Source organism: Prevotella rectalis (genome assembly GCF_900607215.1).
Classification (GTDB): Bacteria; Bacteroidota; Bacteroidia; order Bacteroidales; family Bacteroidaceae; genus Prevotella; species Prevotella brunnea.
Genome location: NZ_LR027822.1, coordinates 327,589 through 350,643 on the forward strand (window position 1 = coordinate 327,589; position 23,055 = coordinate 350,643).

General features: G+C 48.3%; 15 protein-coding genes and 1 pseudogene. 8 read left to right on the plus strand and 8 right to left on the minus strand.

Annotation, left to right across the window (positions count from 1 at the left end):
- On the minus strand, positions 1-320 hold a 320-nt coding region (locus tag E0E16_RS09760; RefSeq protein ID WP_181951318.1), incomplete at its 3' end, for a hypothetical protein.
- Positions 321-574: 254 nt separating this feature from the next.
- Between E0E16_RS09760 and purL the strand changes: the two genes are divergently transcribed.
- The 4 genes from purL (at position 575) to E0E16_RS14430 (ending at position 5,822) form a co-directional block, all read left to right on the plus strand.
- Positions 575-4,327, plus strand: a complete 3,753-nt coding sequence (purL, locus tag E0E16_RS09765; RefSeq protein ID WP_130830149.1) for a phosphoribosylformylglycinamidine synthase — start codon at positions 575-577, stop codon at positions 4,325-4,327.
- A gap of 10 nt (positions 4,328-4,337) precedes the next feature.
- Complete coding sequence (locus E0E16_RS09770) at positions 4,338-4,961, plus strand: chromate transporter (protein ID WP_060940582.1); 624 nt, start codon at positions 4,338-4,340, stop codon at positions 4,959-4,961.
- On the plus strand, positions 4,958-5,533 hold the full coding sequence (locus E0E16_RS09775) for a chromate transporter (RefSeq protein ID WP_130830150.1): 576 nt from the start codon (positions 4,958-4,960) through the stop codon (positions 5,531-5,533). The genes E0E16_RS09770 and E0E16_RS09775 overlap by 4 nt, the downstream gene beginning before the upstream one ends.
- 160 nt (positions 5,534-5,693) lie before the next feature.
- Positions 5,694-5,822: a hypothetical protein gene (locus tag E0E16_RS14430; RefSeq protein ID WP_255418170.1), complete on the plus strand. Its 129-nt coding sequence runs from the start codon at positions 5,694-5,696 to the stop codon at positions 5,820-5,822.
- A 133-nt stretch (positions 5,823-5,955) separates the two neighbouring features.
- Here the strand turns inward: E0E16_RS14430 and E0E16_RS09780 are convergent, their stop codons facing one another.
- Positions 5,956-6,321, minus strand: a complete 366-nt coding sequence (locus E0E16_RS09780; protein ID WP_025876924.1) for a desulfoferrodoxin — start codon at positions 6,319-6,321, stop codon at positions 5,956-5,958.
- Positions 6,322-6,959: 638 nt separating this feature from the next.
- On the opposite strand from E0E16_RS09780, the gene E0E16_RS09785 reads away from it, so the two are divergent.
- Complete coding sequence (locus tag E0E16_RS09785) at positions 6,960-8,111, plus strand: BPL-N domain-containing protein (protein WP_130830151.1); 1,152 nt, start codon at positions 6,960-6,962, stop codon at positions 8,109-8,111.
- A gap of 57 nt (positions 8,112-8,168) precedes the next feature.
- A complete protein-coding gene (locus tag E0E16_RS09790; protein WP_130830152.1) occupies positions 8,169-8,681 on the plus strand; it encodes a YcxB family protein in 513 nt (170 codons plus the stop codon).
- Positions 8,682-8,851: 170 nt separating this feature from the next.
- Here E0E16_RS09790 and E0E16_RS09795 read toward each other — a convergent pair whose 3' ends face one another.
- The 6 genes from E0E16_RS09795 to E0E16_RS09820 form a co-directional block, all read right to left on the minus strand.
- Positions 8,852-10,702 carry a glycoside hydrolase family 13 protein gene (locus E0E16_RS09795; RefSeq protein ID WP_130830153.1) on the minus strand — a complete coding sequence of 617 codons (1,851 nt, stop codon included), beginning with the start codon at positions 10,700-10,702 and terminating at the stop codon, positions 8,852-8,854.
- Between the two features lie 32 nt (positions 10,703-10,734).
- Positions 10,735-12,648 carry a type I pullulanase gene (pulA, locus tag E0E16_RS09800; protein WP_130830154.1) on the minus strand — a complete coding sequence of 638 codons (1,914 nt, stop codon included), beginning with the start codon at positions 12,646-12,648 and terminating at the stop codon, positions 10,735-10,737.
- Between the two features lie 328 nt (positions 12,649-12,976).
- A complete protein-coding gene (locus E0E16_RS09805; protein ID WP_130830155.1) occupies positions 12,977-15,181 on the minus strand; it encodes a glycoside hydrolase family 97 protein in 2,205 nt (734 codons plus the stop codon).
- Between the two features lie 73 nt (positions 15,182-15,254).
- Positions 15,255-17,948: a 4-alpha-glucanotransferase gene (locus E0E16_RS09810; RefSeq protein ID WP_130830156.1), complete on the minus strand. Its 2,694-nt coding sequence runs from the start codon at positions 17,946-17,948 to the stop codon at positions 15,255-15,257.
- Between the two features lie 453 nt (positions 17,949-18,401).
- Positions 18,402-19,727 carry an SLC45 family MFS transporter gene (locus E0E16_RS09815; protein ID WP_130830157.1) on the minus strand — a complete coding sequence of 442 codons (1,326 nt, stop codon included), beginning with the start codon at positions 19,725-19,727 and terminating at the stop codon, positions 18,402-18,404.
- A gap of 59 nt (positions 19,728-19,786) precedes the next feature.
- A complete protein-coding gene (locus tag E0E16_RS09820; RefSeq protein ID WP_130830158.1) occupies positions 19,787-20,812 on the minus strand; it encodes a LacI family DNA-binding transcriptional regulator in 1,026 nt (341 codons plus the stop codon).
- 270 nt (positions 20,813-21,082) lie between these two features.
- On the opposite strand from E0E16_RS09820, the pseudogene E0E16_RS09825 reads away from it, so the two are divergent.
- Positions 21,083-22,477 (plus strand): annotated as a pseudogene (locus tag E0E16_RS09825) (SusC/RagA family TonB-linked outer membrane protein); the annotation flags it as partial.
- 171 nt (positions 22,478-22,648) lie between these two features.
- Positions 22,649-23,055, plus strand: a 407-nt coding sequence (locus tag E0E16_RS09830; protein WP_165444201.1) for a helix-turn-helix domain-containing protein, incomplete at its 3' end; no start/stop codon positions are given.

Genomic DNA, 23,055 nt, shown 5'->3' on the forward strand with positions numbered 1-23,055 from the left:
ATGAGTTTCTCATAGGCACGGCTGCGCATCTTCTCCAAAGACAATGCGTGTTGGAGGTTCACTATCTTCTGGCGCAATATCTCATTGTCTGTCAAATTCGTTTCTTTATGAGCCATACGATACCTCTGGATTACTTCCGAGGGCAAAGATAACGATTTTGAATCAACGGGCCAACGTTTCAGCCATTGGAACATTGAACCACTAGACACATTCCACTTACGCAATATGGACGCTTGAGAAGCACCGCTAGAATAATAATCGATTAACACTTGCAGCTTGAACGAATACGAAAATTCGCGCGGGGTTTTACGTTTTGTCATAATTTCTTACTTTTTTTATAGTCAGAATTGTGACAAGCTAAATCCGTATAAGACATTTTGGAAATCGGATACTATCCCAATCATCGACAAACGGACATCGAAAGTAAAGAAAACAGAAGAATGCACAACAACATGGCAGACAAAGAAAACGCATTCCCACGGAAAAACAAATCCTTTTTCTTTGTCTTTTAAGCGAATTGCAGTATCTTTGCAATAATTATCGATTTACCTAATTATATTATACAGGAATAATAATGATTCTTTTCTTCTCAGCTACCGCAGCAACCGTGATTGCGACTGAAATAGACCATCAGCCCAATCAAGACGAAATTGACAAACTAAGTTGGCTCTATGGTGATGCCAAACCAATGGACGACAAGGAATTGTCGGGCTATTATTTGGGTCCGCGTCGCGAAATGATAACTCCTTGGAGTACGAATGCCGTTGAGATTACACAGAATATGGGTCTTAGCGGCATTTCGCGTATAGAGGAATACTTCCCTACCAAGTCGCTTGATGACAACCCCGACCCAATGATCTTCCGCAATTACGACGGATTGAATCAGCAAATCTTCACCATCGACTTGCAACCGGAGCCAATCAGGAAGGTAGAAGACTTGGAGAAATTCAACGAGGAGGAAGGACTTGCACTCTCACCCGAGGAAATAGAGTACCTGCACAAGGTAGAAAAGGAGAATGGACGTCCACTGACCGACTCGGAAGTGTTCGGCTTCGCACAAATCAACTCGGAGCACTGCCGACACAAAATATTCGGAGGTGAGTTTGTTATCGATGGCAAGGTAATGGAGAGCAGCCTCTTTGCCATGATTAAAAAGACAACAAAGGAGAATCCAGGCAAGATTCTTTCCGCATATAAAGATAATGTGGCATTTGCTCAAGGTCCGGAAATTGAACAGTTTGCGCCTACAAATCAGAGTACATCCGACTTCTTTCGCATAAAAACCATTGATAGTGTGATTTCCTTGAAAGCTGAAACACATAACTTCCCGACGACAGTTGAGCCTTTCAACGGTGCGGCAACCGGTTCGGGTGGTGAAATCAGAGACCGAATGGGCGGCGGAACCGGCTCATGGCCGATAGCGGGAACAGCGGTTTACATGACAGCCTATCCACGATTGAAGGACGAACACGACAAGACTCCTGAGTTCCGCGACTGGGAAGACATCCTCCCTGTTCGCCAATGGCTCTACCAAACACCGGAACAAATTCTGACAAAGGCTTCCAATGGTGCAAGCGACTTTGGCAACAAGTTCGGGCAACCGCTGATAACCGGTTCGCTGCTGACATTTGAACATCAAGAGAACGGAGAGAAATATGCCTATGACAAGGTAATCATGTTGGCAGGTGGCGTGGGCTTCGGTAACAAACGCGACTGCCTGAAGAAAGAGCCACAACCGGGAAACAAGGTTGTCGTTGTGGGGGGGGATAACTATCGCATCGGCTTGGGTGGTGGCTCCGTGTCATCGGTAAACACCGGGCGCTACTCCAACGGCATAGAACTGAATGCCGTTCAGCGTGCCAATGCCGAGATGCAGAAGCGTGCTTACAACTTGGTTCGCGCACTTTCCGAGGAAGACAACAACCCAGTTGTGTCGATTCACGACCACGGTTCGGCAGGACACTTGAACTGTCTGAGCGAATTGGTTGAGGAATGTGGTGGCGAAATCGACATGACGCAGTTGCCAATCGGCGACAAGACACTAAGCGCAAAGGAGATAATTGCCAACGAGTCGCAAGAGCGCATGGGGCTTCTTATCGATGAAAGGCACCTCGACCACGTGCAAAGAATAGCCGAGCGCGAACGTGCGCCGATGTATGTTGTGGGCGAAACCACAGGCGATGCTCATTTTTCGTTCGTTCAGGGCGACGGTATAAAACCGTTCGACTTGGATGTTGCGCAGATGTTCGGCCATTCGCCAAAGACTATTATGACTGACGAGACCGTCGAGCGCAAATATGCCGACGTCTCCTATGATATAAATAAGGTTGAAGAATATCTGAAACGGGTGCTGCAACTCGAAGCCGTGGCTTGCAAAGACTGGCTGACCAACAAGGTGGACCGCTCCGTTACGGGCAAGGTGGCTCGCCAACAGTGTCAGGGACAGATACAATTGCCACTGTCCGACTGCGGTGTTGTCGCCCTCGACTATCGCGGACACAAGGGCATCGCCACAGCTTTGGGACATGCTCCACAGGCTGGTTTAGCCTCGCCGGAAGCGGGTTCAGTGCTCTCCGTTGCCGAATCATTGACCAATATCGTGTGGGCGCCATTGGCAGACGGTATGGACAGTCTCAGCCTTTCTGCCAACTGGATGTGGCCTTGCAGAGCGCAGAAGGGCGAGGATGCCCGACTTTACAAGGCAGTCAAGGCGTTATCTGACTTTTGTTGCGCTATCGGCATGAATGTTCCGACAGGCAAAGACTCGCTCTCACTCACACAACAATACCCCAACGGCGAGAAAATCATCTCTCCGGGAACTGTTATTGTTACCAGTGGAGGAGAGGTGAGCGACATTCGCAAGGTAGTTTCACCCGTGTTGGTCAACGACAAGAACACTCGTCTCTATCATATCGACTTCAGTTTCGATGAGCAACGCCTTGGCGGTTCTGCCTTCGCACAGAGTTTGGGCAAGGTTGGCTCTGACGTTCCCACAGTGAGGGAACCCCGCTACTTCTCGGACTGCTTCGATGCGGTTCAGGAAATGATTCGCCGTGGATGGATTATCGCCGGACATGACATCTCCGCCGGAGGTATGATAACTGCCCTTCTGGAAATGACTTTCGCAAATACGGAGGGCGGATTGAAAATCAATCTGCACGACATCAAGGGCGAGGACATCATCAAGAAGTTGTTTGCCGAGAATCCGGGTGTCATCATTCAGGTTTCCGACGAGCACAATGATGAGGTAAAGGCTTTCTTGGAAGAAAACTGTATCGGATTTGCCAGAATCGGTTGCCCGGATACGAACAACCGAACCTTGAGTATCACCGATGGCAATTGGAAGCAAGAGTTCGATATTGACACAATGCGCGAGACATGGTACGAGACTTCATATCTGCTCGATCGCAAACAGAGTTTCAGTGGAATGGCACAAAAGCGCCATGAAAACTACAAGAAACAGCCGATAGAAATGAAGTTCAAACCCGACTTTGAGGGCTCTTTGGAACAATATAAGCTGAACCCCAATCGGTGGAAAGAACCAACAACGGCTCCCCGACAAGCAATGCCGAAGGCTGCTATCATTCGCGAAAAGGGTACGAATGGTGACCGTGAGATGGCCTATAGCCTCTATTTAGCGGGCTTTGAGGTGAAAGATGTTACCATGACCGACTTGATTTCTGGTCGCGAGACATTGGAGGAGGTAAACATGATTGTGTTCTGCGGAGGCTTCTCCAACTCCGATGTGCTTGGTTCGGCTAAGGGATGGGCAGGCGCATTCTTGTACAACGAGAAGGCAAAGAATGCTCTTGACAACTTCTATGCCCGCGAAGACACACTGTCGTTAGGTGTTTGCAACGGCTGTCAGTTGATGGTTGAGTTGAATCTCATCAACCCCGACCACAAGCATCGTGCCCGATTGCTCCACAATAACAGTCACAAGTTCGAGAGTAGCTTCCTTGGCGTAGTCGTTCCTCGCAATGAAAGCGTTCTATTGGGTTCGCTGAGCGGAAGCAAGTTAGGCATCTGGGTGGCACATGGGGAAGGAAAATTCTCGCTTCCGGAACCAGAAGACCGCTATAACGTAGTGCTAAAATACAACTATGCCGATTATCCCGGCAATCCAAACGGCTCGGATTACAACGTTGCAGGTATCTGCTCAGACGATGGAAGGCATCTTGCGATGATGCCACACATGGAGCGTTCCGTATTCCCATGGCAGAATGCATGGTATCCCCTTGACCGTAAAGAGGACGAGGTAACACCGTGGATGGAAGCATTCGTGAACGCACGCAAGTGGGTGGAAGCGAAAATCAATAATAACTAAGCCGAAAGAGATGCCGAAAGAGAAGAAGAACATAACAGAACAACGCCCACTTTCCGCCCCAACGGACGGAAAAAGTGGGCGTTCGCTATATTGGCAGGCATTCAAGGTGTTCTTCAGGATAGGAGCTTTCACATTGGGCGGTGGCTATGCCATGATTCCCATCATAGAAAGCGAAGTGGTGGAGAAGCAGAAATGGATTGCGAAGGAAGACTTTCTTGACCTCATAGCGGTGGCGCAGAGCTGTCCCGGCGTGTTTGCCATCAACATCAGCATCTTCGTTGGCTACAAATTAAGGAAAGTAAAGGGCGCACTCTGCACAAGTTTGGGAACTGCTCTCCCCTCGTTCCTGATTATTCTTGCCATCGCAATCTTCTTCCATCGGTTCATGGATGTGGCTTGGGTAGCCGCAATGTTCAGAGGCATTCGCCCGGCGGTGGTCGCCTTGATTGCTGTACCGACCTTTAACCTGGCGAAAAGTGCGAAAATCAACTTGGCGAACTGCTGGATTCCCATCGCTACGGCACTTCTTATTGCCTTGATGGGTGTAAATCCCATTTATATTCTTATTGCCGCAGGCACAGCCGGCTATTTATACGGAAAGTTCATTACCCCGACGGAAGAAGATAAGCCATGATATTCCTTGAGATATTTTATACATTCTTCGTCATCGGACTGTTTGGGTTCGGTGGTGGATACGGTATGCTGTCCCTCATTCAGACAGAAACAGTCATCAACCATCACTGGCTGACGTCCGCCGAGTTCACCAACATCGTTGCTATATCACAGATGACACCCGGTCCCATTGGTATCAACTCTGCCACATACTGCGGTTACACGGCAATTCATAATGCCGGCATGAGCAACACCATGTCTGTTTTGGGAAGTATGACGGCGACTTTCGCGCTGGTGCTACCCTCTCTTATCTTGATGCTGCTCATAAGCAAGATGTTCCTGAAGCACATGAACTCGCCAATTGTGCAATCGATATTTTCCGGTCTGCGCCCAGTAGTCGTTGGCTTACTTGCTGCTGCGACGTTACTACTCTGCAACAGCGAGAACTTTTCATCACCGGACATCAGCCTATGGCATTTCTGCATCAGCATCGTCCTATTCCTTTCCACATTCGCCGGTACAATGTGGCTGAAGATAAACCCCATCCGCATGATATGCTATGCCGCCGTGGCAGGACTGGTCTTGCTTTATTAAGTTTCCCATAACCTGAAACTTGCAAGTCCCAACCACTTCCGCCCCCCTCTTACGCAAAACTCAAAGAGATAGTGGCAATCTGAAGATGCACATTCTATCGTCTGTTTCAATTCGTGCATCATACGCAACAGAATAAACGAAGAAACAGAAGCCGTTGGGAGTGATAGCATGCGCAACGCTCGATATTTTATCAACAAAGATGTATGAGACTGAAGGTTACGCTACGAAAATTGGTGGAGTAGATTTTGACAACACTGCCAAGCTGAGCCATGAACTCAACTTCAAATAAGTGTTTACGAACGTAATCTTGACAATGGAACAACTCATCTATAGAACTTTCAAAAAGTCGGCAATCGCATTAAAAAAAAGAGCCGACCTAAAAAATAAGGTCGGCTTTTTATAATTGATTGTCATGGTTTCTCTTACTTCTTCCAAAGGCCATGTAAATTGCAATACTCACGTGCGACAACGTTTTTGGCATCGGTCTTAAATTCAGCAACAGGCTTGTCCGTTGGTTCAAGATACTTGCGAAGCACTTCATTGTTATCGGTGATCAACTCTATCCACTGAATCCAGTGAGCCTCTGTCATTGGGTGCTCAACTTCACCGACTGTTACACGATAGCCACCGTCTATCTTCTCGACTACGGGCACATGCTTCTCTGTGGCAGCGTCAGTAGTATTTTCTTTCAACAGCTCCATTCCGCAAAGATCTTTTTCTCCTGGAACTATCACTTCTACTATATTTCCACACTCTTTGCACTTATAAACTTCATTTCTTTTAGCCATAATCTTTATTTCTTAATGTTATTGTATATTGCAAAGATACACATATTATCAATAAGTTGCAAATGTTTTTTGTAATAAATCCAATTAGTTGGTTTATATTTAAGTTTTCTTTGCAGTTGAAATTTTCTCCCATGCCATTAGAAGAATTACAATAGTGTGTTCGCCTTTGAAATTCAATGAACAGTATCTTGATTTGTAAAGATTATTCACAGCTCTTTTAAAAAGTCAGCTTTTGAAACTCAAAAGGTCAGCGTTTGCAACACGAAAGCTTAGGTTTTACCTCGCAAAAGCTAAGCGATTGGTTTCCGATAGGTGAAAACTGATAAAAAACTAAGGTATCAAAATGATTATCAGTAAATTACAATAGAAAAGGGGAAAAGTGTCAAGTGTAAATATTATTTATCTCAATAGTCGGAATGGAACGAAAAAAACGAAGTTCTGCAAGACAATAAAAAGGAAGGATAAACACCCCACTCGTCTGCAGTTACCGGAGCTAATGCTCACTCTCCCCCACCCCGGAGGAAAATGTCCGGTGGTTTTTCTTGCATAAATCGAAGAAATTACGGAAATTTGCAGATGAGAACAATCCGGCTGATAAACAAGCAATAGATAACTACAATTATAAAAGGAAACGCAAAATGAAAAACTCAAACTTGAGCAAAATTGCAAAAAGAGCAATCTTACTGTTGTTACTTTGTTCGACTGCTGTTGGAACATGGGCTTCGAGAGAAGACGGAAAGACGCGTGTTGGCGTGTTTGAAGGACATGGTGGCTCACAAACATGTATATGGGAAGCCGTGGAAGCGGTGAAAATCGACCCTGACATGACGGTACGAACCATCACTACCGCCGACATTGCCAACGGCATTCTGAACGAGCTGGATGCCATTATCATTCCCGGAGGTGGTGGTTCGACGCAGTATTTGAACCTCGGAACGGAGAACATCCAACGGCTCAGGAAATTCATAGAGTCAGGAAAAGGAGCACTAGGCATCTGTGCGGGTGCCTATCTTTTCTCTGACACTCCCGACTATGCCTGCATGCGCATCAACGGTGCAAAAGCCATTGACATAGAACACGACAACCGCGGGCACGGCATTGCTAAGTTTTCACTGACAAAAGAAGGGACAAAACTGTTCCCGGAGTTGGCAGACCGACCATTCTCCTACGTGGTTTATTACGAAGGTCCTGTATTCACCGAAGCTGACAACAGCACGATAAAATATAACACGCTCGCCATCATGGAAAGCGACGTTCACGAAGAGGGCAACGCACCAAGCAACATGACCAACAACAAGCCGTTCCTCATCACCAACAAATTGGGAAAAGGCAGGGTGGCAAGCTGCATTGCGCATCCTGAAGCCACTCCGGGTATGATGTGGATGATACCGAGAATCATACGCTGGACCCTCCGCATGCCCATAAAAGCCTACAAGCAAAGGGTCGTGAATCCCAACATATATAATAAGGAGATACTCATGACCAAAGCCGACCTAAAGAAAGAAAAGGCATACTACGAAACGTTCCTATATGGAACTCCGGAGGAAAAGGTGGCAGCGCTCGACTGGCTGCAATCGTGTCGGTCATGGGATGCGAAGCGCTGGGTACAGGGTTTGCTCTTCGATGGCAGTCCGATTGTCAGAATCCGTGCAGCAAAGTTCATTGCTGAAACCGACTATCTCACCTATATGAAGGATTTGGAGACAGCCGTCAAAGTAGAAAAGGACGCAAAGGCAAAACAGGAAATGGAGCGTTATCTGAACAACTTAAAAGAGCTGATTACAAAATAATTTCATGATCAGTTCGCAAAACAAAATAGTCCTGTAAAGAGCAAGAACTTATAATATATGGCACCATTATTTTCCATTACCAATACTATAACCAGAGATGAATATCAAACATTCAATATGGTTGTACTTAAAAAGGAATTTCATTTTGTCAGAAGTTTGATTATTATCAATGTTTGTGCGCTATTTATCATGATGAGCATCATGGGAGAAACACTGATAACTGATTTCAAGCATTTCTGGTGGGGAATTATCTTTATAGTCGTGATGCTATGCTGTACTAATTGGTTTTATTTTACTCGCCCCAAAAGGAAAGCAAACAAGGCTTTTGATGAGAATAAACTGATGCAAAATCAAGAATATACCGTGAACTTTTATGAAGATCACAGCGAACATATCAGCTCTTTTGGCAATTCTTCTATTGCCTATGACAAGCTAACGAAGATAATAGAAACGCCCTCACATTTCTACTTGATGCATAGCAAGGGACAAGGAACTATCATACCGAAAGGCAAAGCTGGAGAAGGGTTCGTTGATTTTATACATAAGATAAAGGAAAAATACAATATCTAAAAAGGAAGTCAAGAGTACCGTTCGCTCAAATTTCAGGTTCCAATTAATCAATATGAAACCACACTATTCTATCGTGTCTTAGCAAGGACAATGTGGTGAGGGCTACCAAAATAAATTGGTAGCCCTCTGTTTTAGATTTTATTCGTAAAGATGGTAAATCAATTGATTTATTAGAAGGAAAGAATCATTGTTTGGCGTTGGGTCAGTGGGATGTCTTTCGTCAAATCAATGGTCTTGCCCGTTGTTACATCTGTTGCGGTGGTGTGCTGCCCAATGATTTCGGCATAGCGGGCAACCTCAAGTCGGTTGTCAGTTTGCTTACCGTTGAGGATGGTCAGAACGTTCTTGCCTTTGTATTGGCGGGCAATGACGTAAATGCCGTGATATGGGATGAATTGGGTTTGCGTTCCGTGCGTAATGACTTCGTTGCCTTGTCGCCAATGAAGCAGACGGCTGGTCCAATCGAACATGGCATTCTCGGCTGCCGTGCGTCCCTCGCGGGTGAATTTGTTTGCCTTATCATCAGGGAAACCACCGGGGAAGTCTTTGCGGACATTACCATCGGTTACTTCCTTCGTGCCATTCATCAGGATTTCCGTACCGTAATAGAGCTGCGGTGTTCGGTTCATCGTCAGCAGAAGAGCATAAGCCTGCTTGAGGGCAGTGGAGTCCTTGCCGTTGGCGAGGAAACGGTCGGTGTCGTGGTTCTCGACGAATGCCATCACGGCCGATGGGTTGGCATAGAGATAATCGTAGCACAAGACGTTGTAGATGCGGTTGAGCCCCTTCCACCAATCGTCGGTTTCCTCGTTCTTTGCCATCGATAGCCGGTCGAAGAAGGCGAAGTCCATCACGGTTTTGAGATAGCTGTTACAGTCGGATAGCTTGCTGTCTTTCTGCCAAGCAGCAGGATAGGCGGGTTCTGTCACCCATGTTTCACCGACGGTGTTGAAGTTCGGATATTCCGTGTCGAGGGTTTTCATCCATTGAGCCATTGCCTTTCGGTCGGCATAGGGATAGGTGTCCATGCGGATGCCGTCGATGCCGACGGTCTCTATCCACCAAACGGAGTTTTGTATGAGATATTTGATGACGTGGGGATTGCGTTGATTGAGATCGGGCATAGAGCTTACGAACCAACCATCGACCGTTTCCGCCATATCCACCTTACTGGCATAGGGGTCGAGGACAGGGGTGAGTTTATAGGAAGTTTGAAGACCGTAACCAGGATGATTGAACCAATCTTTCGACGGTACATCCTTGTTCCAGATATGATAGTCGCCGCAGTGGTTGAAAATCATATCCATCACCACCTTCATTCCTTTGGCGTGGCAGGCATCGACGAGCGATTTGTATTCTTCGTTCGTTCCGAAACGAGGATCGACACGGTAGTAATCAGTGGTGGCATAGCCGTGGTAAGTGCTGTACTTCCCGTCGTCTGCAGGGCGGTCATTCTCCAATACAGGTGTGAACCAGAGAGCCGTCACACCCAGTTCGGTGAAGTAGTCGAGGTGCTGCCGGATGCCTTCGAGGTCGCCACCGTGCCGGAGGCTTGGTTCGTTGCGGTCGCAGCGTTCGTCGTGCATTCCTTTGATGATGTCGTTCTTGGGATTGCCGTTGGCGAAGCGGTCGGGCATGAGCATATAAAGCACGTCGGTATTGTCGAATCCCTTGCGCTTTTCGCCTGCCATCGTGCGGTTGAGCAATGAGTATTTAACGGTTGTTTTCTGCTTTCCGAGTGTAAATTCTATGTTCATCACTCCAGCTTTTGCTCCGTCCATATTAAGGTAAAGAAGGAGATAGTTGGGCGAATCCAATCGGACGAGCGAGTCAATTCTCACGCCGGGATAGTTGATTTTCACGTCGGCATTCTTGATGCCTTCGCCATAGGCCATGAGTTGCAGCGAGGCATCTTTCATTCCTACATACCAATAGGTGGGGTCGATTTTCTTTATCTTTATCTTGGCATTCACGGTGAGTGTGAGCAGACAGAGTGAAAGCAGTAAGGTAATTTTTTTCATACGGATTGATTGTTTTATCGTTTGTGATGTTTCTAATCGTGGAGGATGAGTGCCGATTGTCCGTCCACCATTACTTCGCCGCCTTCCATCTCGCCGAGTCCGTTTTCGTTGATTTCGCCGTTGGTGCAGACGATGGTGTATTTGCCTTGCGGAAGCGTGACGGTGCGGAGTTGGTTGTTGGCATTGAGGATGACGTAGATGCTGTTCCACTTGTCGCCTCCTGCGTGGTTCTTCAGGCGGAAGGCTACGAGACAGTCTTGCACGGGCAGGAATTCCAGATGCTTTCGCACGAGGTCGGCAGTGCCAAGACGGAAAGCTGGATGGTTGTGGCGGAGGTGGATGAGGCCGCTGTAGTAGTTAAATACCTGTGGGTAGGCTGTGAGATTGTTCCAGTCGATGCGGTTGATTGAGTCGGGGGAGTTGTAGGAATTATGGACGCCTTTCTTGTCGCGCAGCATTTCCTCGCCGGCGAGCATGAAGGGTACTCCTTGCGAGGTGAATACGGCTGTCTGTGCGAGGAGGTCGAGGCGGATGAGTGTTTCGGTGTCATAGGCGGCTTCGGGTATGGAGGCTTTGATTCTGTCCACCAGACACATATCGTCGTGGCAGCTGACATAGGCTATCATCTGTGTCGGCTCTGTGGCGTAGGGTTGTTTGGAGTAGTTCACCTTTGAGTAGTCCACTTGTGGGTGGGCAATCATGCCGGCTATGCCTGCCTTGATGCTTTCCTCCATTCCGCTTATTCCTCCCAAGAAAGCGGCTTGACGGTCGTCGGAGAATGGTCCGCGCAGTGCATCGCGTAGGTCGTCGGAGAAGGCGGATATTCCGGGTAGTTGGCTGATGTTGGCTTTCATGGCGAGTTTTTCTATTGGATAGGCACAGGTGCCTGCGCTCCATCCCTCGCCGTAGATGAAGATGGAGGGGTCGATGCTGGTGAGTTCCTTGCGGATGAGGTTCATGGTCTGGATGTCGTGTATGCCCATGAGATCGACTCTGAAGCCGTCGATGTGGTATTCCGTTGCCCAATATTTCATGCTTTCGATCATGAATTGGCGCATGAGTGGTTTCTCTGATGCTGTTTCATTTCCGCATCCGGAGCCGTTGCTTGGCTTTCCGTCGGCTGTATAGCGGTAATAGGCTTTGGGGAATGTGCGTTCGAAGTTGCTGCCCTCGATGTCGTAGGTGTGGTTATAGACTACGTCGAGTATGACGCGTATGCCGGCTTTGTGGAGTGCTTGCACCATTTGTTTGAATTCGATGATGCGGCGTGTGGGCAGTGTGGCGTCGTAGGAGTAGCTTCCTTCCGGCACGTTGTAGTTCAGTGGGTCGTAGCCCCAGTTGTATTGTGGTTTGTCGGGTTGCGATTCGTCCACTGACGCATAGTCGTAGGAGGGGAGAATGTGCACTGCGTTGATGCCCAACTGCTTGAGGTGGTCGATGGCTTTCTGCTCTGTCAGGGCGAGGTATTTGCCTTTGTGCAGCAGCCCGGATGAGGGGTCGATGGAGAAGTCGCGGTGGTGCATCTCGTAGATGACGAGGTCGGCGGGGCTGTTGGTCGGCAGTCGGCGGTCTTGTTCCCAGCCTGTCGGGTTGGTTTCGCTCATGTCCACGACTGCTCCTCGTGCGCCGTTGCAGCCGACGGCTTTGGCGAACACGCCTGGAGTCTCGCCCCGTCCGATGTCGAAGGTGTAGAATTTGCCTTTGAGGTTGCCCTTGACGGTGGCTGTCCATCGGTTTTCGGCTGCGTGTTGCATCTTTATTTTTTTATAGGCTTTGCCTCCTCGTCCGGCTTCGTAGAGGCGGAGGGTGGGTTTGATGGGTGCGTTGAGCTGGAAGACGGTGGCCTTTGGCGAATAGGTTATTTCATTGAAAAGCTCCTGTGCCTTTGTTCCTTGCGGGAGCAAGAGGGCTAAGAGGAGGGTCGGGATGAGGTGTTTTGGGTTCATTGCTTTTGGTTTTTTGGTGCCTCCACGAGCCTTTTCAAAGGTGAGATGCGGGGGCGGTTGTTACTATTTTTTCGGTTTCTGGCGGTGAAAATTCGGTTGTTTTTGCTATGGAAATAGGCCTTTTGTAATTGTTTGATTATCAATGCTTTGCAAAACGATGGGAGTACCTCGGAAAAAAGTACGTACTTTTTCATCAAAAAGATCGTACTTTTTCTCTGAAAAGTACGTACTTTTTTATCGAAATGATTATACTTTTCCAGTGTATCGTCTATTGCTTCTTCATTTCGCTGTGTTGTTTTCATTCGGAAAGCTTGGTAAGTCTGCTTGATTACTGGGCTATCAACATGATTTTCTTCACGGGTGGATTGCTTTCATACAATCGCATGGTAAAACCGCCACCGGGTGCTTGCTTTATCTTGAGCACGTCGCCTTTCTTCACGCGCTTCTTCTTGATGGTGTAGGCTTTCGGATTTTTCTCGTAGTGGGCGTTCTTGGCATCGGCGTAGATGGTGCAATCGTAGTAGTCGTCGGCTTCGAGGAAGTCGAGCTTTATGACGCTCGTGTGTCCGTCTTCGTTGCATTTTCCGCCGACATACCAGCAGTCCACGTCTAGATAGGGTGCCTTTCGTGCCACGGTGATGTAGCGTGCGGGCTCGGCTTCGAGATAGATGCTCTGTTTCCAGTCGCACGGCACGTCGCGGATGAACTCGAAGGCGTCGGCATATTTCTTGTAGTTTTCGGGCAGGTCGGCTGCCATTTGGAGTGGGCTGTACATTGTCAGATAGAGTGCGAGCTGACCGACGAGTGTGGTGTGTATGAAGTTCGGGTTGTCGCTCCACGTCTTGAGTTGTGTTTCGAGTATGCCAGGCGTGTAGTCCATCGGTCCGCCCTGCAATCTTGTGAAGGGCAGAATGAGGGTGTGGTCGGGGCGGCTGCCTCCGAATGCCTCGTATTCCGTGCCGCGCGCACTTTCGTTTCCGATGAGGTTGGGATAGGTGCGGCAAAGTCCTGTGGGTCGCACAGCCTCGTGGGCATTCACCATGATGTGGTGCTTGGCGGCCTGTTCCACCACATACTGGTAATGGTTCACCATGGTTTGCGAGAAGTGGTGGTCGCCACGTGGGATGATGTCGCCCACATAGCCCGTCTTCACCGCGTCGTAGCCGTATCGGTTCATCAGATTGAAGGCATCGTTGAGATGTCGCTCATAGTTCATGACGCTCGATGAGGTCTCGTGGTGCATCATCAGCTTCACTCCTTTCGCTTCGGCATATTCGTTGAGCGCCTTGATGTCGAAGTCTGGATAGGGCGTGACGAAGTCGAAAACGTCTTCCTTCCACCTGTTTGCCCAGTCCTCCCATCCGATGTTCCAACCCTCGACGAGCACCTGCTGGAGTCCGTTTTCGGCAGCGAAATCGATGTATTGCTTCACCCTTTCAGTGTTGGCAGCGTGCCGTCCGTTGGGCTTCGCCTTTGCGTAGTCTGTCTGTCCGAGCTTCACCGAGGGGAATTCATCGGTGTAGTTCCACGAACTTTTGCCTACAATCATCTCCCACCATACACCGCAGTACTTCGTGGGGTGTATCCAACTCGTGTCGTCCAACTTGCACGGTTCGTTGAGATTAAGGATGAGATTGCTCGACAGCATCGTGCGGGCATCGTCGCTGACCATCACCGTTCGCCAAGGCGTGTTGAATGGTGTCTGAACATAGGCCTTGTTGCCAGTGGCATCGGGCGTGAGCCACGACTCGAAGGTCATCGTCTTGTCGTCGAGATTGAGGTGCATCGCCGGATAGTTTATCAATGCCGCCTCGTGGAGGTTGATGTAAAGTCCGTCGTCGGTCTTCATCTGCAATGCCGTCTGCACACCCGTTTCGGAGAAGACGCTGACCGAAGAGTTGCCCCAGTTCACAGCCTCGTGGAAGCGCGAGCGTATCTCGGAGAGCTTCGTCTCCTGTGTCTCCTGCTCCTGCGTGTCGTAATCGCCGGGAATCCACCAAGCCGTGTGGTCGCCGGCCATGGCAAACTGTGTGTGCTCTTCCTTTACGATGAAATAATTGAGCTCCTCCTGCTGCGGAAACTCATAGCGCAGTCCCATTCCCTCGTCATAGACCCGAAAGCGGATGGTCATCTTCCGCTTGCTGTCCGGCTGGTAAAGGTTTACTGCCATCTCGTTGTAGTGATTGCGTATCCGGCTCGACTCTCCCCATACGGTATTCCATGTGTTATCGACGGAGGCCCAGCCGGTCTCAAGCAACTCAAATCCATCCATGAGGTCGGTCTCCTCCTTGCCTTTCGAAGCATGCTTGTCTTTGGCAAGTTCCAGTCCGAGATACGACTTCCTGATCACTTCCTTCTCCCCAAACTGCATCGTATAGCAAGGCCGTCCGTTGTCAATGCCGAACGCCACCACCACATTTCCGTCGGGTGAAGCTTGTTTCTGCCATACTATCTTGTTACTTTCTCCTGCGGTCTGTGCCATCACCCAAACGGCTGAAAACAGCACCACGACCAACAACTTCAATCTGTTCATATCTGCTTTTGTTTGTCCTTCTATATACGAGCAGTGGGACGCATCCATTTGCGTCCCATTGCTCATTGGTTCTTTATCGCCCGGACTGTGCTATCAAGTCCGTGATGTTATGGTTGAAATCATTTGCCTTCATCAGTTCCTCAATACCGATGTGCATGCGGTATCGCCAATAATGCTTCGGATTGGCGGGGACATTGATGCGTTCTGCGTTCGCATCGGCAAGCCGCAACCGCTCATCAATGCTCATCCAGTCCTGAATGCCCAATACGCAAAGCATGCTCGGCGAGGCGAGATGCCGTCCGACAATCTCTCTTGCCGTCCAACCAGGCAGCGGATGCGGAGCCGGTCCGTCTTGATGCAGCATACTGTTGAAATAGTGCTGCGCCCGTTCCCAATCCTCATCCCACCACTGGCGGAGCGTTGCCATGTCGTGGGTGGAGATGGTGCTGACGCTGCGGTATGGATTGGCACAGAGATGACCAAACGTAACCTTCGGATCTTTCGGCATGCTCTGTATCTCAAGACTGAGTATCTTCAGCTCGTTCATCACCCAAGCCACGCAGTCGGGCACCATGCCCAAATCTTCAGCGCATACGAGCATACGCGTCGCATTGACCAGCTTCGGCAATTTCTTCATCGCCTCCTGATACCAGAACTGATTGTTGCGGCGGTAGAAATAATCGTTGTACAGGCGGTTGAATATCGCCTTGTCACTGTCGTAGAGGCTTTCGTAAATGAAATCCATCTGAACGGTGATGCGGGGGTGGAAGCGATTGGGGTCTTTATGGTCGCGAACGAAGAGAACATCGCTGATGAGCGCATACAATCCATCGCGAATCCAAATGTCGGTGTCGGTGTTCTTCCCCTCGAAGGCTTTTTCCACCTTTCGTTGTGTATCGTATTCCGGGCGCATCTTGTAGCGTCCTCCCCATGTAGGCTCCAAATACTTTTGGCGCACCTCTTCGGCATGTTCGCGAAAGACTCGCTCGAGCACCCAGTCGGCAATGAACGGCTCGGTAAAGAAATCTTCCTGCCAATGCAGTCCGTAGCCTTCTATCTCTTCCCTTGTCATGCCTAAAGCCGGCGAGAACTGTCCGAGCAAGCCATGTACGGAATGTATCGGAATTTCCCAGATGCGGAAGAAGCCCAAGACATGGTCGATGCGGTAGGCATCGAAATAGTTTGACATATTCTGAAAACGGCGTACCCACCATTTACAGCCATCGGCAATCATGGCATCCCAATTGTAAGTGGGGAAGCCCCAGTTCTGTCCGTTGGCAGAAAAATCATCGGGTGGTGCTCCCGCTTGTCCGTCAAGATTAAAGTAACGAGGTTCCGTCCACACATCGCAGCCATAACGACTCACGCCGATGGGAATGTCGCCCTTGAGGATTACGTTCTTGGAAACAGCATACTCGTGCGCTTCTTTGAGCTGACTGCTCAACACAAACTGCACGTAATAATAGAACTCCACACTTTTGTAAGCCTTGTTGCGTGGCGAGGTCAGCGCGTTGCGATCGGCTTCATTCCATTGTTCATGCCCTTTCCATTTTGAAAAGTCAGCCGTACCATATTGTTCCCTCAAGAAGCAATACTGTGCATAAGGCACCAGCCAATGCTCATTCTCTATAAAGAACTCCTTGAACTCCCTACTTGCCACTACACTTTTCCCCTCTTGCGCGTACAACAATCGCAGATAAGCCGTCTTCACTTTGTTCACTCGTTCGTAATCTATCTGAGCGAGTGAGTTCAATTCCCGACGCAACATGCCGAACTCGTAATTTCGGGACTTATCTTTCAACGCCGGCAGACCTCTCAAATCAACATACTGCGGATGGAGCGCAAAGATGGAAATGCAACTGTATGGATAGGAGTCCGCCCATGTGTGTGTGGCAGTGGTGTCATTGATGGGAAGAATCTGCAACACTTTCTGACGCGTAGTGCTCACCCAATCAATCATCTTCTTCAGGTCGCCGAAGTCGCCCACACCGAAACTGTCATCGGAACGCAAGGAGAAAAGTGGCACCAACGTTCCTGCCACACGAATGGGAGGGAACGTAAAGCGAGCCTCATCCAATTCATAAACCACCGCATCACCATTGTCGATAACAGGCAGTTCCACCACGCGGTTATCGCAGTTTTCCCACAAGGGGGAATAGTCCTTCACCGGATTTTTAATCAGAAACTTAAATTCCGGTCTTCTGTCCGCCAGCTTTGTCGCATCAATGGTTATCGCCCATTCATTCACGCCTTGCCGAATCATTGGCAAGGCTCGTTTCTCCTTCCACGCACCCAAAGCCGGATCACTCCCGGCGACGTACAACCGGTCGCCCGCGCCGAGTTGCGGTGCACGCACCTTAAAACACAAGCATTGCTCTTCATCCACAATGTCGGGCTTCTCCGTTTTCATGCCTCCCACGCAGTTGGTAACGGCAGAGGTATAGAGGAACGCATTTTCAGGAATGTCGCGCCAATGATCAAACACCGTGTAACTTCGGGCATTGGCAGCATTGAACAGAAGTTTATGGGGAATTACCTTCCATTCGCAACGCTCCTCCACTTCGCCCACCTGAACATTATAAAAATAATTCAGTTGCGAACCAGGAATTGCCTCGTAATCGATGTCCGCCTTCCAACAAATGCCATCTTCAGTGTGCATTCTATACTGTGCGACATCAGAATCGTCCATATTCCTGCCGGTAACAACATTCAGGACAAGGTCTTGTCCGTAAAAAGTATGATATTCTATGCAAAAATGTAATTTCATAGGGTCGTTGATTGGTTTATCTGCTCCAAAGATACTAATAAATAAGCAATGTGGAAACATGTTTTTAAATGATTTATATCAAAAAGTGCGCAAACGTTTGCATTAAAGGTATTTTACCAATGAGCGCGTGTTTCCATGGTAGAGAAATCGCAAAAAATACCGACAATACGAAAAATTCATAATACACTAATAATCAGCACACTACATCTCACGTTTTAAAAGCTCACCTTTTGACTTGCAAAAGCTAAGCTTTTGACTCCTAAAAGCTCACCTTTTGCGAGGCGAAAGCTAAGCTTTTGAAAACAGATAGTTTTTTACACCCGGACGAATGACATTTCTCCCGGAAAATTCGTGCGGTTCCGTTCGCATGGGATAGCAAAAAAAGAAGGCGAACTTGTTTTATCCGTTCGACAAAACAAGTCCGCCTCATGCTTCTTCATTCAAGAAATATGTTTAACGCGTGGGCTCGTCCCGGATGGTCGATACCGACAAAGCACCCAAGACCAATGACACACCGGCAACAATCATCATGTGGCTTTGCACGGAACCCACCACATTGAGAATGGAACCACCCACAAGGGCGGCGATAATCTGCGGTATGCAAATCGTGCCATTGAACAATCCGAGGTAAGTCCCCATGTGTCCGTAGCCCTCCAGTGCATTGGTAACAAAAGTGAAAGGCATTGCCAATATAGCCGCCCAAGCGCAACCAATGAGCAAGAAGGGAACGAACATGATATATGGATCGTGAACGAAAGCCGTCATGGCAAAGCCAATGCCACCCAAAACCAATGAAAGGCTGTATGCCAGCTTCTTGTTCTTGATGAGTGGCAAAGCCATTGCCCACAGCACCGAACCTACCGCCTGAACTGCAAAAAGAATGCCCACCCAGTTGCCGGCCTCTTGATAGCCGGATGTGGAGGTAGCGTTCTTGGCAAGCATATCAACACCCCAACAATTGGCAGCCACCGTGCCGTTGGTGTAAGTCCACATATACATAAAAGCAAACCAACAGAAAAACTGCACCAGTCCCACTTTCCAAAAAGTGCTTGGCGCATTCTTCAACAAGGTTATCCAATCGGCTTTCGACTCGTTTCCGGTCTCCACGAGTTGATGGTATTCGGCATATTCCTTCGGTGGCATCTCCTTTACTTTCGCGGTAGTATAGAGTACGCAGAGAATGAGAATGGCGGCACCGATGTAGAACGAGTATATCACTGAATCGGGAACAATGCCGGCGGGAGCGGTATTGGCAATGCCCAACGCGGTGAAAAAGAAGGGAAAGACAAAACCCACCAAAGAACCGGCGTTACAAAGAAAGCTCTGAATGGAGTATGCCAAGGCTTTTTGTTTCTCGTTCACCTCATCGCCCACAAGCATCTTGAAAGGCTGCATCGCCATATTAATGCTGGTATCGAGAAACATCAACGATACCAATCCGAACACCATGGCTGTGGAAGCAGCCATACCAAAAGAACCGGCATTGGGCAACAAGCACATCACGAGCACGGAAACAGTGGCACCCACAAAGAGATAGGGAATGCGCCGACCAAAGCGTGTCCACGTCTTATCGGACAATGTCCCGACGATGGGTTGAACCAAGATGCCCATCAGCGGAGGGAGAATCCAAAAATAACTCAAGTTGTGTGGGTCGGCTCCCAACGTAGCGAAAATTCTGGAGATGTTGGCACTTTGCAAAGCGTAGGCTATCTGTACGCCAAAGAAACCGAAGCTGAGGTTCCACAACTGCCAAAAAGTCTTGTCTGCTCTCTGTTTCATTTTTTTATTGTTTGTTGTTTATTGCAATAGAATTTAAATGTATTCATTGAAGATTGAGACTATCGAGATGTGCCTCGCACGATGAGTCGCGTACGCACCACGCGCTTTTCCACCGAATCCATGGGCAATGCACCTTCCACTTTATCAATGAGAATGTTCGCCGCCTCCTCTCCCACTCTTATTCCGCGCTGCTCCACGGTAGTGAGCATGGGGTCGCAGGCAGTCGCCCGCACACCGTTGGTGAAACCACAGATAGAAATGTCGTCGGGCACACGCAAGCCCATGCGCTTGCACGAATAGAGAATACCAATGGCTGTATCGTCGTTCACGGCAAAAAAAGCATCGGGAGGATTCTGCAAGGTGAACATATCGGGCGTGATGGCTTCAGCATCGGCACGATTGTCGCACATTCTTATTAGTTGGTCATTGGGCTGAATGCCATTCTTCAACAGTGCATCACGATACCCGTTATACCGATTCTTTCCTATCTCGAGGTTGAGGGAAACACCATAAAAAGCGATGCGGCGGCAACCGGTATCAACAAGATGGGTAACGGCGGAAAAAGCTCCCATGTAATCGTCCACCACCACCCGGCTGGCATTCACTCCGGTGCTGATGCGGTCGTAGAAAACCAAGGGAACCCCTTGATCCATCAGGTGTTTGAAGTGGTCGTATTTCACTGTATCTTTTGCCTGCGACACGATAACTCCGCAAACTTTGTTCTCATAGAACGAACGACAAATATTCACTTCGCGCTCGTATCGCTCATCGCTTTGCGCCACCATGACGCGATAACCTCTGGCAGAAGCCTCCTCCTCAATACCGGCAAGAACGGTGGAAAAGTAGAAATGCGTAAATTGGGGAACAATAACGCCGATAATCTTCAATGGTTGCACCTTACTTTTGCGCAAGGTCTCGGCTATCAGGTTGGGAGTGAAGTTATGTTCGCGCGCATAACGCTGTATCGCCGCTCGCTTTTCCGATGAAATCCGGGGACTGTCCTTCAAGGCTCGCGACACCGTGGCAACCGAAACACCAAGGTTTCGGGCTATATCTTTCATTGTTAAATTTCCACCTTCTTGCATAGGTTAAGATTGTCTTTGGTTGAGAAATAAACTTTTTGTAGGGAAAAAATACAAATTTTTACAATATAATTGACCCATATCAATTATTTATCGTATATTTGTGTGTGCAAACGATTGCGCAAGTTAATTTGCATTTTCAAAGAAAAAAAAGTGCAAAATAGCTCAAAGAGGGTTACCTTTGCCTTCAGTAAGTCTTGGCAGACTATTAACCGAGAGAACAAACAAGTAATAAACAATTTATTCTATATTATTAACTTTAGCAACAAAATGATGAAGCAGGTAAAAAGCAAATTTCCTGTCAGGATGTTCACCCTTCTACTTGGGTTATTCCTGTCAATCGGAGCCTTTGCGCAAACAGTTGTCAAAGGACATGTACAAGATGCTACCGGAGAAGCGGTGATAGGTGCTTCCATTCTTATTAATGGAACCACAGACGGCACCATGACCGATCTCGATGGCAATTTCACACTCAGTGTGCAACCGGGTGCTACACTCACCATATCCTATATCGGATATCAAAAGCAACAAGTTACGGCAAAAGACGGAATGGTAATCACCCTTCAGGAAGATGCCGCACAAATGAACGAGGTTGTGGTAATTGGTTATGGAGCGGTGAAGAAGAGCGACCTCACGGGGTCGGTACTCGCCATGAAGCCGGACGAGAAGAACAAAGGCGTAGTGGTAAACGCGCAGGACATGTTGGTAGGAAAAGCTGCCGGCGTTAGCGTAATTTCCAACGATGGCACGCCGGGTGGAGGCACACAAATCCGTATTCGCGGCGGCGCATCTCTGAACGCATCAAACGACCCTCTTATCGTGATCGATGGTCTGGCCATTGACAACAATGGTGTAAAGGGCGTTTCCAACATCCTCTCAACAATCAACCCTCAGGACATTGAAAGCTTTAACGTCTTGAAGGACGCATCGGCAACAGCCATCTATGGTTCGCGCGGTTCCAACGGTGTCATCATCATCACTACCAAGAAAGGACGTAAGGGACTGAACATTTCTTACGCGGGTAGCGTTACGATGAGTATGAAGAAAAAGACCATCGACGTGATGGACGCTTATCAGTATCGCGATTTCATCAAGAATATCTTTGGAGAAGACAGCGATCCATACAGAATGTTGGGTACGGCAAACACGAACTGGCAAGATGAGATTTATCGCACGGCATGGAGCCACGACCATAACGTAACGGTTTCGGGCACTACACAGATGGGAGAAAACAACAATTTGCCGTATCGCGTATCCATGGGCTATACCAATCAGCAGGGCATCTTAAAAACATCTGATTTCAAACGCTACACAGCTGCTGTGAACTTGAGTCCTTCGTTCTTCAACGACCATCTGAACATGAATTTGAACGCAAAGGGCATGTATGCCAAATCACAATTCGCTGATGGTGGTGCGATTGGTGCCGCTGTTTGGATGGACCCCACTCAAGCCGTCAATGCTTTCACATCACCATTCCACACGGCAATGCCCGGAATCGACCAAACACTTAAAAACTTCGGAGGTTATTTCCAATGGCCCACCGATGGTTCTTCATTGAAAGACAATCAATGGAAACACACGAAATTTAACGAGGCTACTGCCAACCCACTCTCACTTCTCAACCAAATGGACGACCACGCTAACAGTCGTGAGTTCATTGGTAGCGCCTGCAAGTTCCAAAACGAAGTGCAATAAAAGAGTAGCCCTCGCCGAGAGATGCAGACGTTCTCGAAGCGTAGCGAGAGGTTGTCTGCATCTCTCGGCGAGGAAAAAAAACAACCAGCAATACAAATAAAAAAGGGAGACCTCTGTCTCCCCAAGATTAATTAACTTTGTATTGTGAAATATCATCAATTAACCTCGGAGCAAAGGTCGCAAATTTTCGCCTTACTCCAAAAGAAAACAGGGAGAAAAGAGATTGCCACAATCGTCGGCATCAGTCAGTCAACACTATCACGTGAAATCAAACGCAACAGCACGCCATCAGAAAAGTATATCTGGACAAAGGCGCACGATATGGCTATGCAGCGCAGAAAGAGAACGGTAAAGAACGCCAGGCTCTCTAACGAATTAGTCTGGAGAATTAAGGAATATATCACCAATGACCAGTGGTCTCCACGACAAATATCAGGTTATCTGCGCAAGAATGAGGGAATAAAGGTGTCCCACCAATCCATTTATAATATCATTCATAATGATACAACAGGGGAACTTGCCAAACACACAAGGCATAAGATGAAATACAG

What these genes read in the sequence shown, in the direction of transcription:
- pulA (WP_130830154.1), bottom strand. Translation starts at nt 12,648, where the DNA reads ATGAACCCAAAACACCTCATCCCGACCCTCCTCTTAGCCCTCTTGCTC.
- purL (WP_130830149.1), top strand. Translation starts at nt 575, where the DNA reads ATGATTCTTTTCTTCTCAGCTACCGCAGCAACCGTGATTGCGACTGAA.
- E0E16_RS09790 (WP_130830152.1), top strand. Translation starts at nt 8,169, where the DNA reads ATGGCACCATTATTTTCCATTACCAATACTATAACCAGAGATGAATAT.
- E0E16_RS09780 (WP_025876924.1), bottom strand. Translation starts at nt 6,321, where the DNA reads ATGGCTAAAAGAAATGAAGTTTATAAGTGCAAAGAGTGTGGAAATATA.
- E0E16_RS09785 (WP_130830151.1), top strand. Translation starts at nt 6,960, where the DNA reads ATGAAAAACTCAAACTTGAGCAAAATTGCAAAAAGAGCAATCTTACTG.
- E0E16_RS09795 (WP_130830153.1), bottom strand. Translation starts at nt 10,702, where the DNA reads ATGAAAAAAATTACCTTACTGCTTTCACTCTGTCTGCTCACACTCACC.
- E0E16_RS09810 (WP_130830156.1), bottom strand. Translation starts at nt 17,948, where the DNA reads ATGAAATTACATTTTTGCATAGAATATCATACTTTTTACGGACAAGAC.
- E0E16_RS09805 (WP_130830155.1), bottom strand. Translation starts at nt 15,181, where the DNA reads ATGAACAGATTGAAGTTGTTGGTCGTGGTGCTGTTTTCAGCCGTTTGG.
- E0E16_RS09770 (WP_060940582.1), top strand. Translation starts at nt 4,338, where the DNA reads ATGCCGAAAGAGAAGAAGAACATAACAGAACAACGCCCACTTTCCGCC.
- E0E16_RS09815 (WP_130830157.1), bottom strand. Translation starts at nt 19,727, where the DNA reads ATGAAACAGAGAGCAGACAAGACTTTTTGGCAGTTGTGGAACCTCAGC.
- E0E16_RS09820 (WP_130830158.1), bottom strand. Translation starts at nt 20,812, where the DNA reads ATGCAAGAAGGTGGAAATTTAACAATGAAAGATATAGCCCGAAACCTT.
- E0E16_RS09775 (WP_130830150.1), top strand. Translation starts at nt 4,958, where the DNA reads ATGATATTCCTTGAGATATTTTATACATTCTTCGTCATCGGACTGTTT.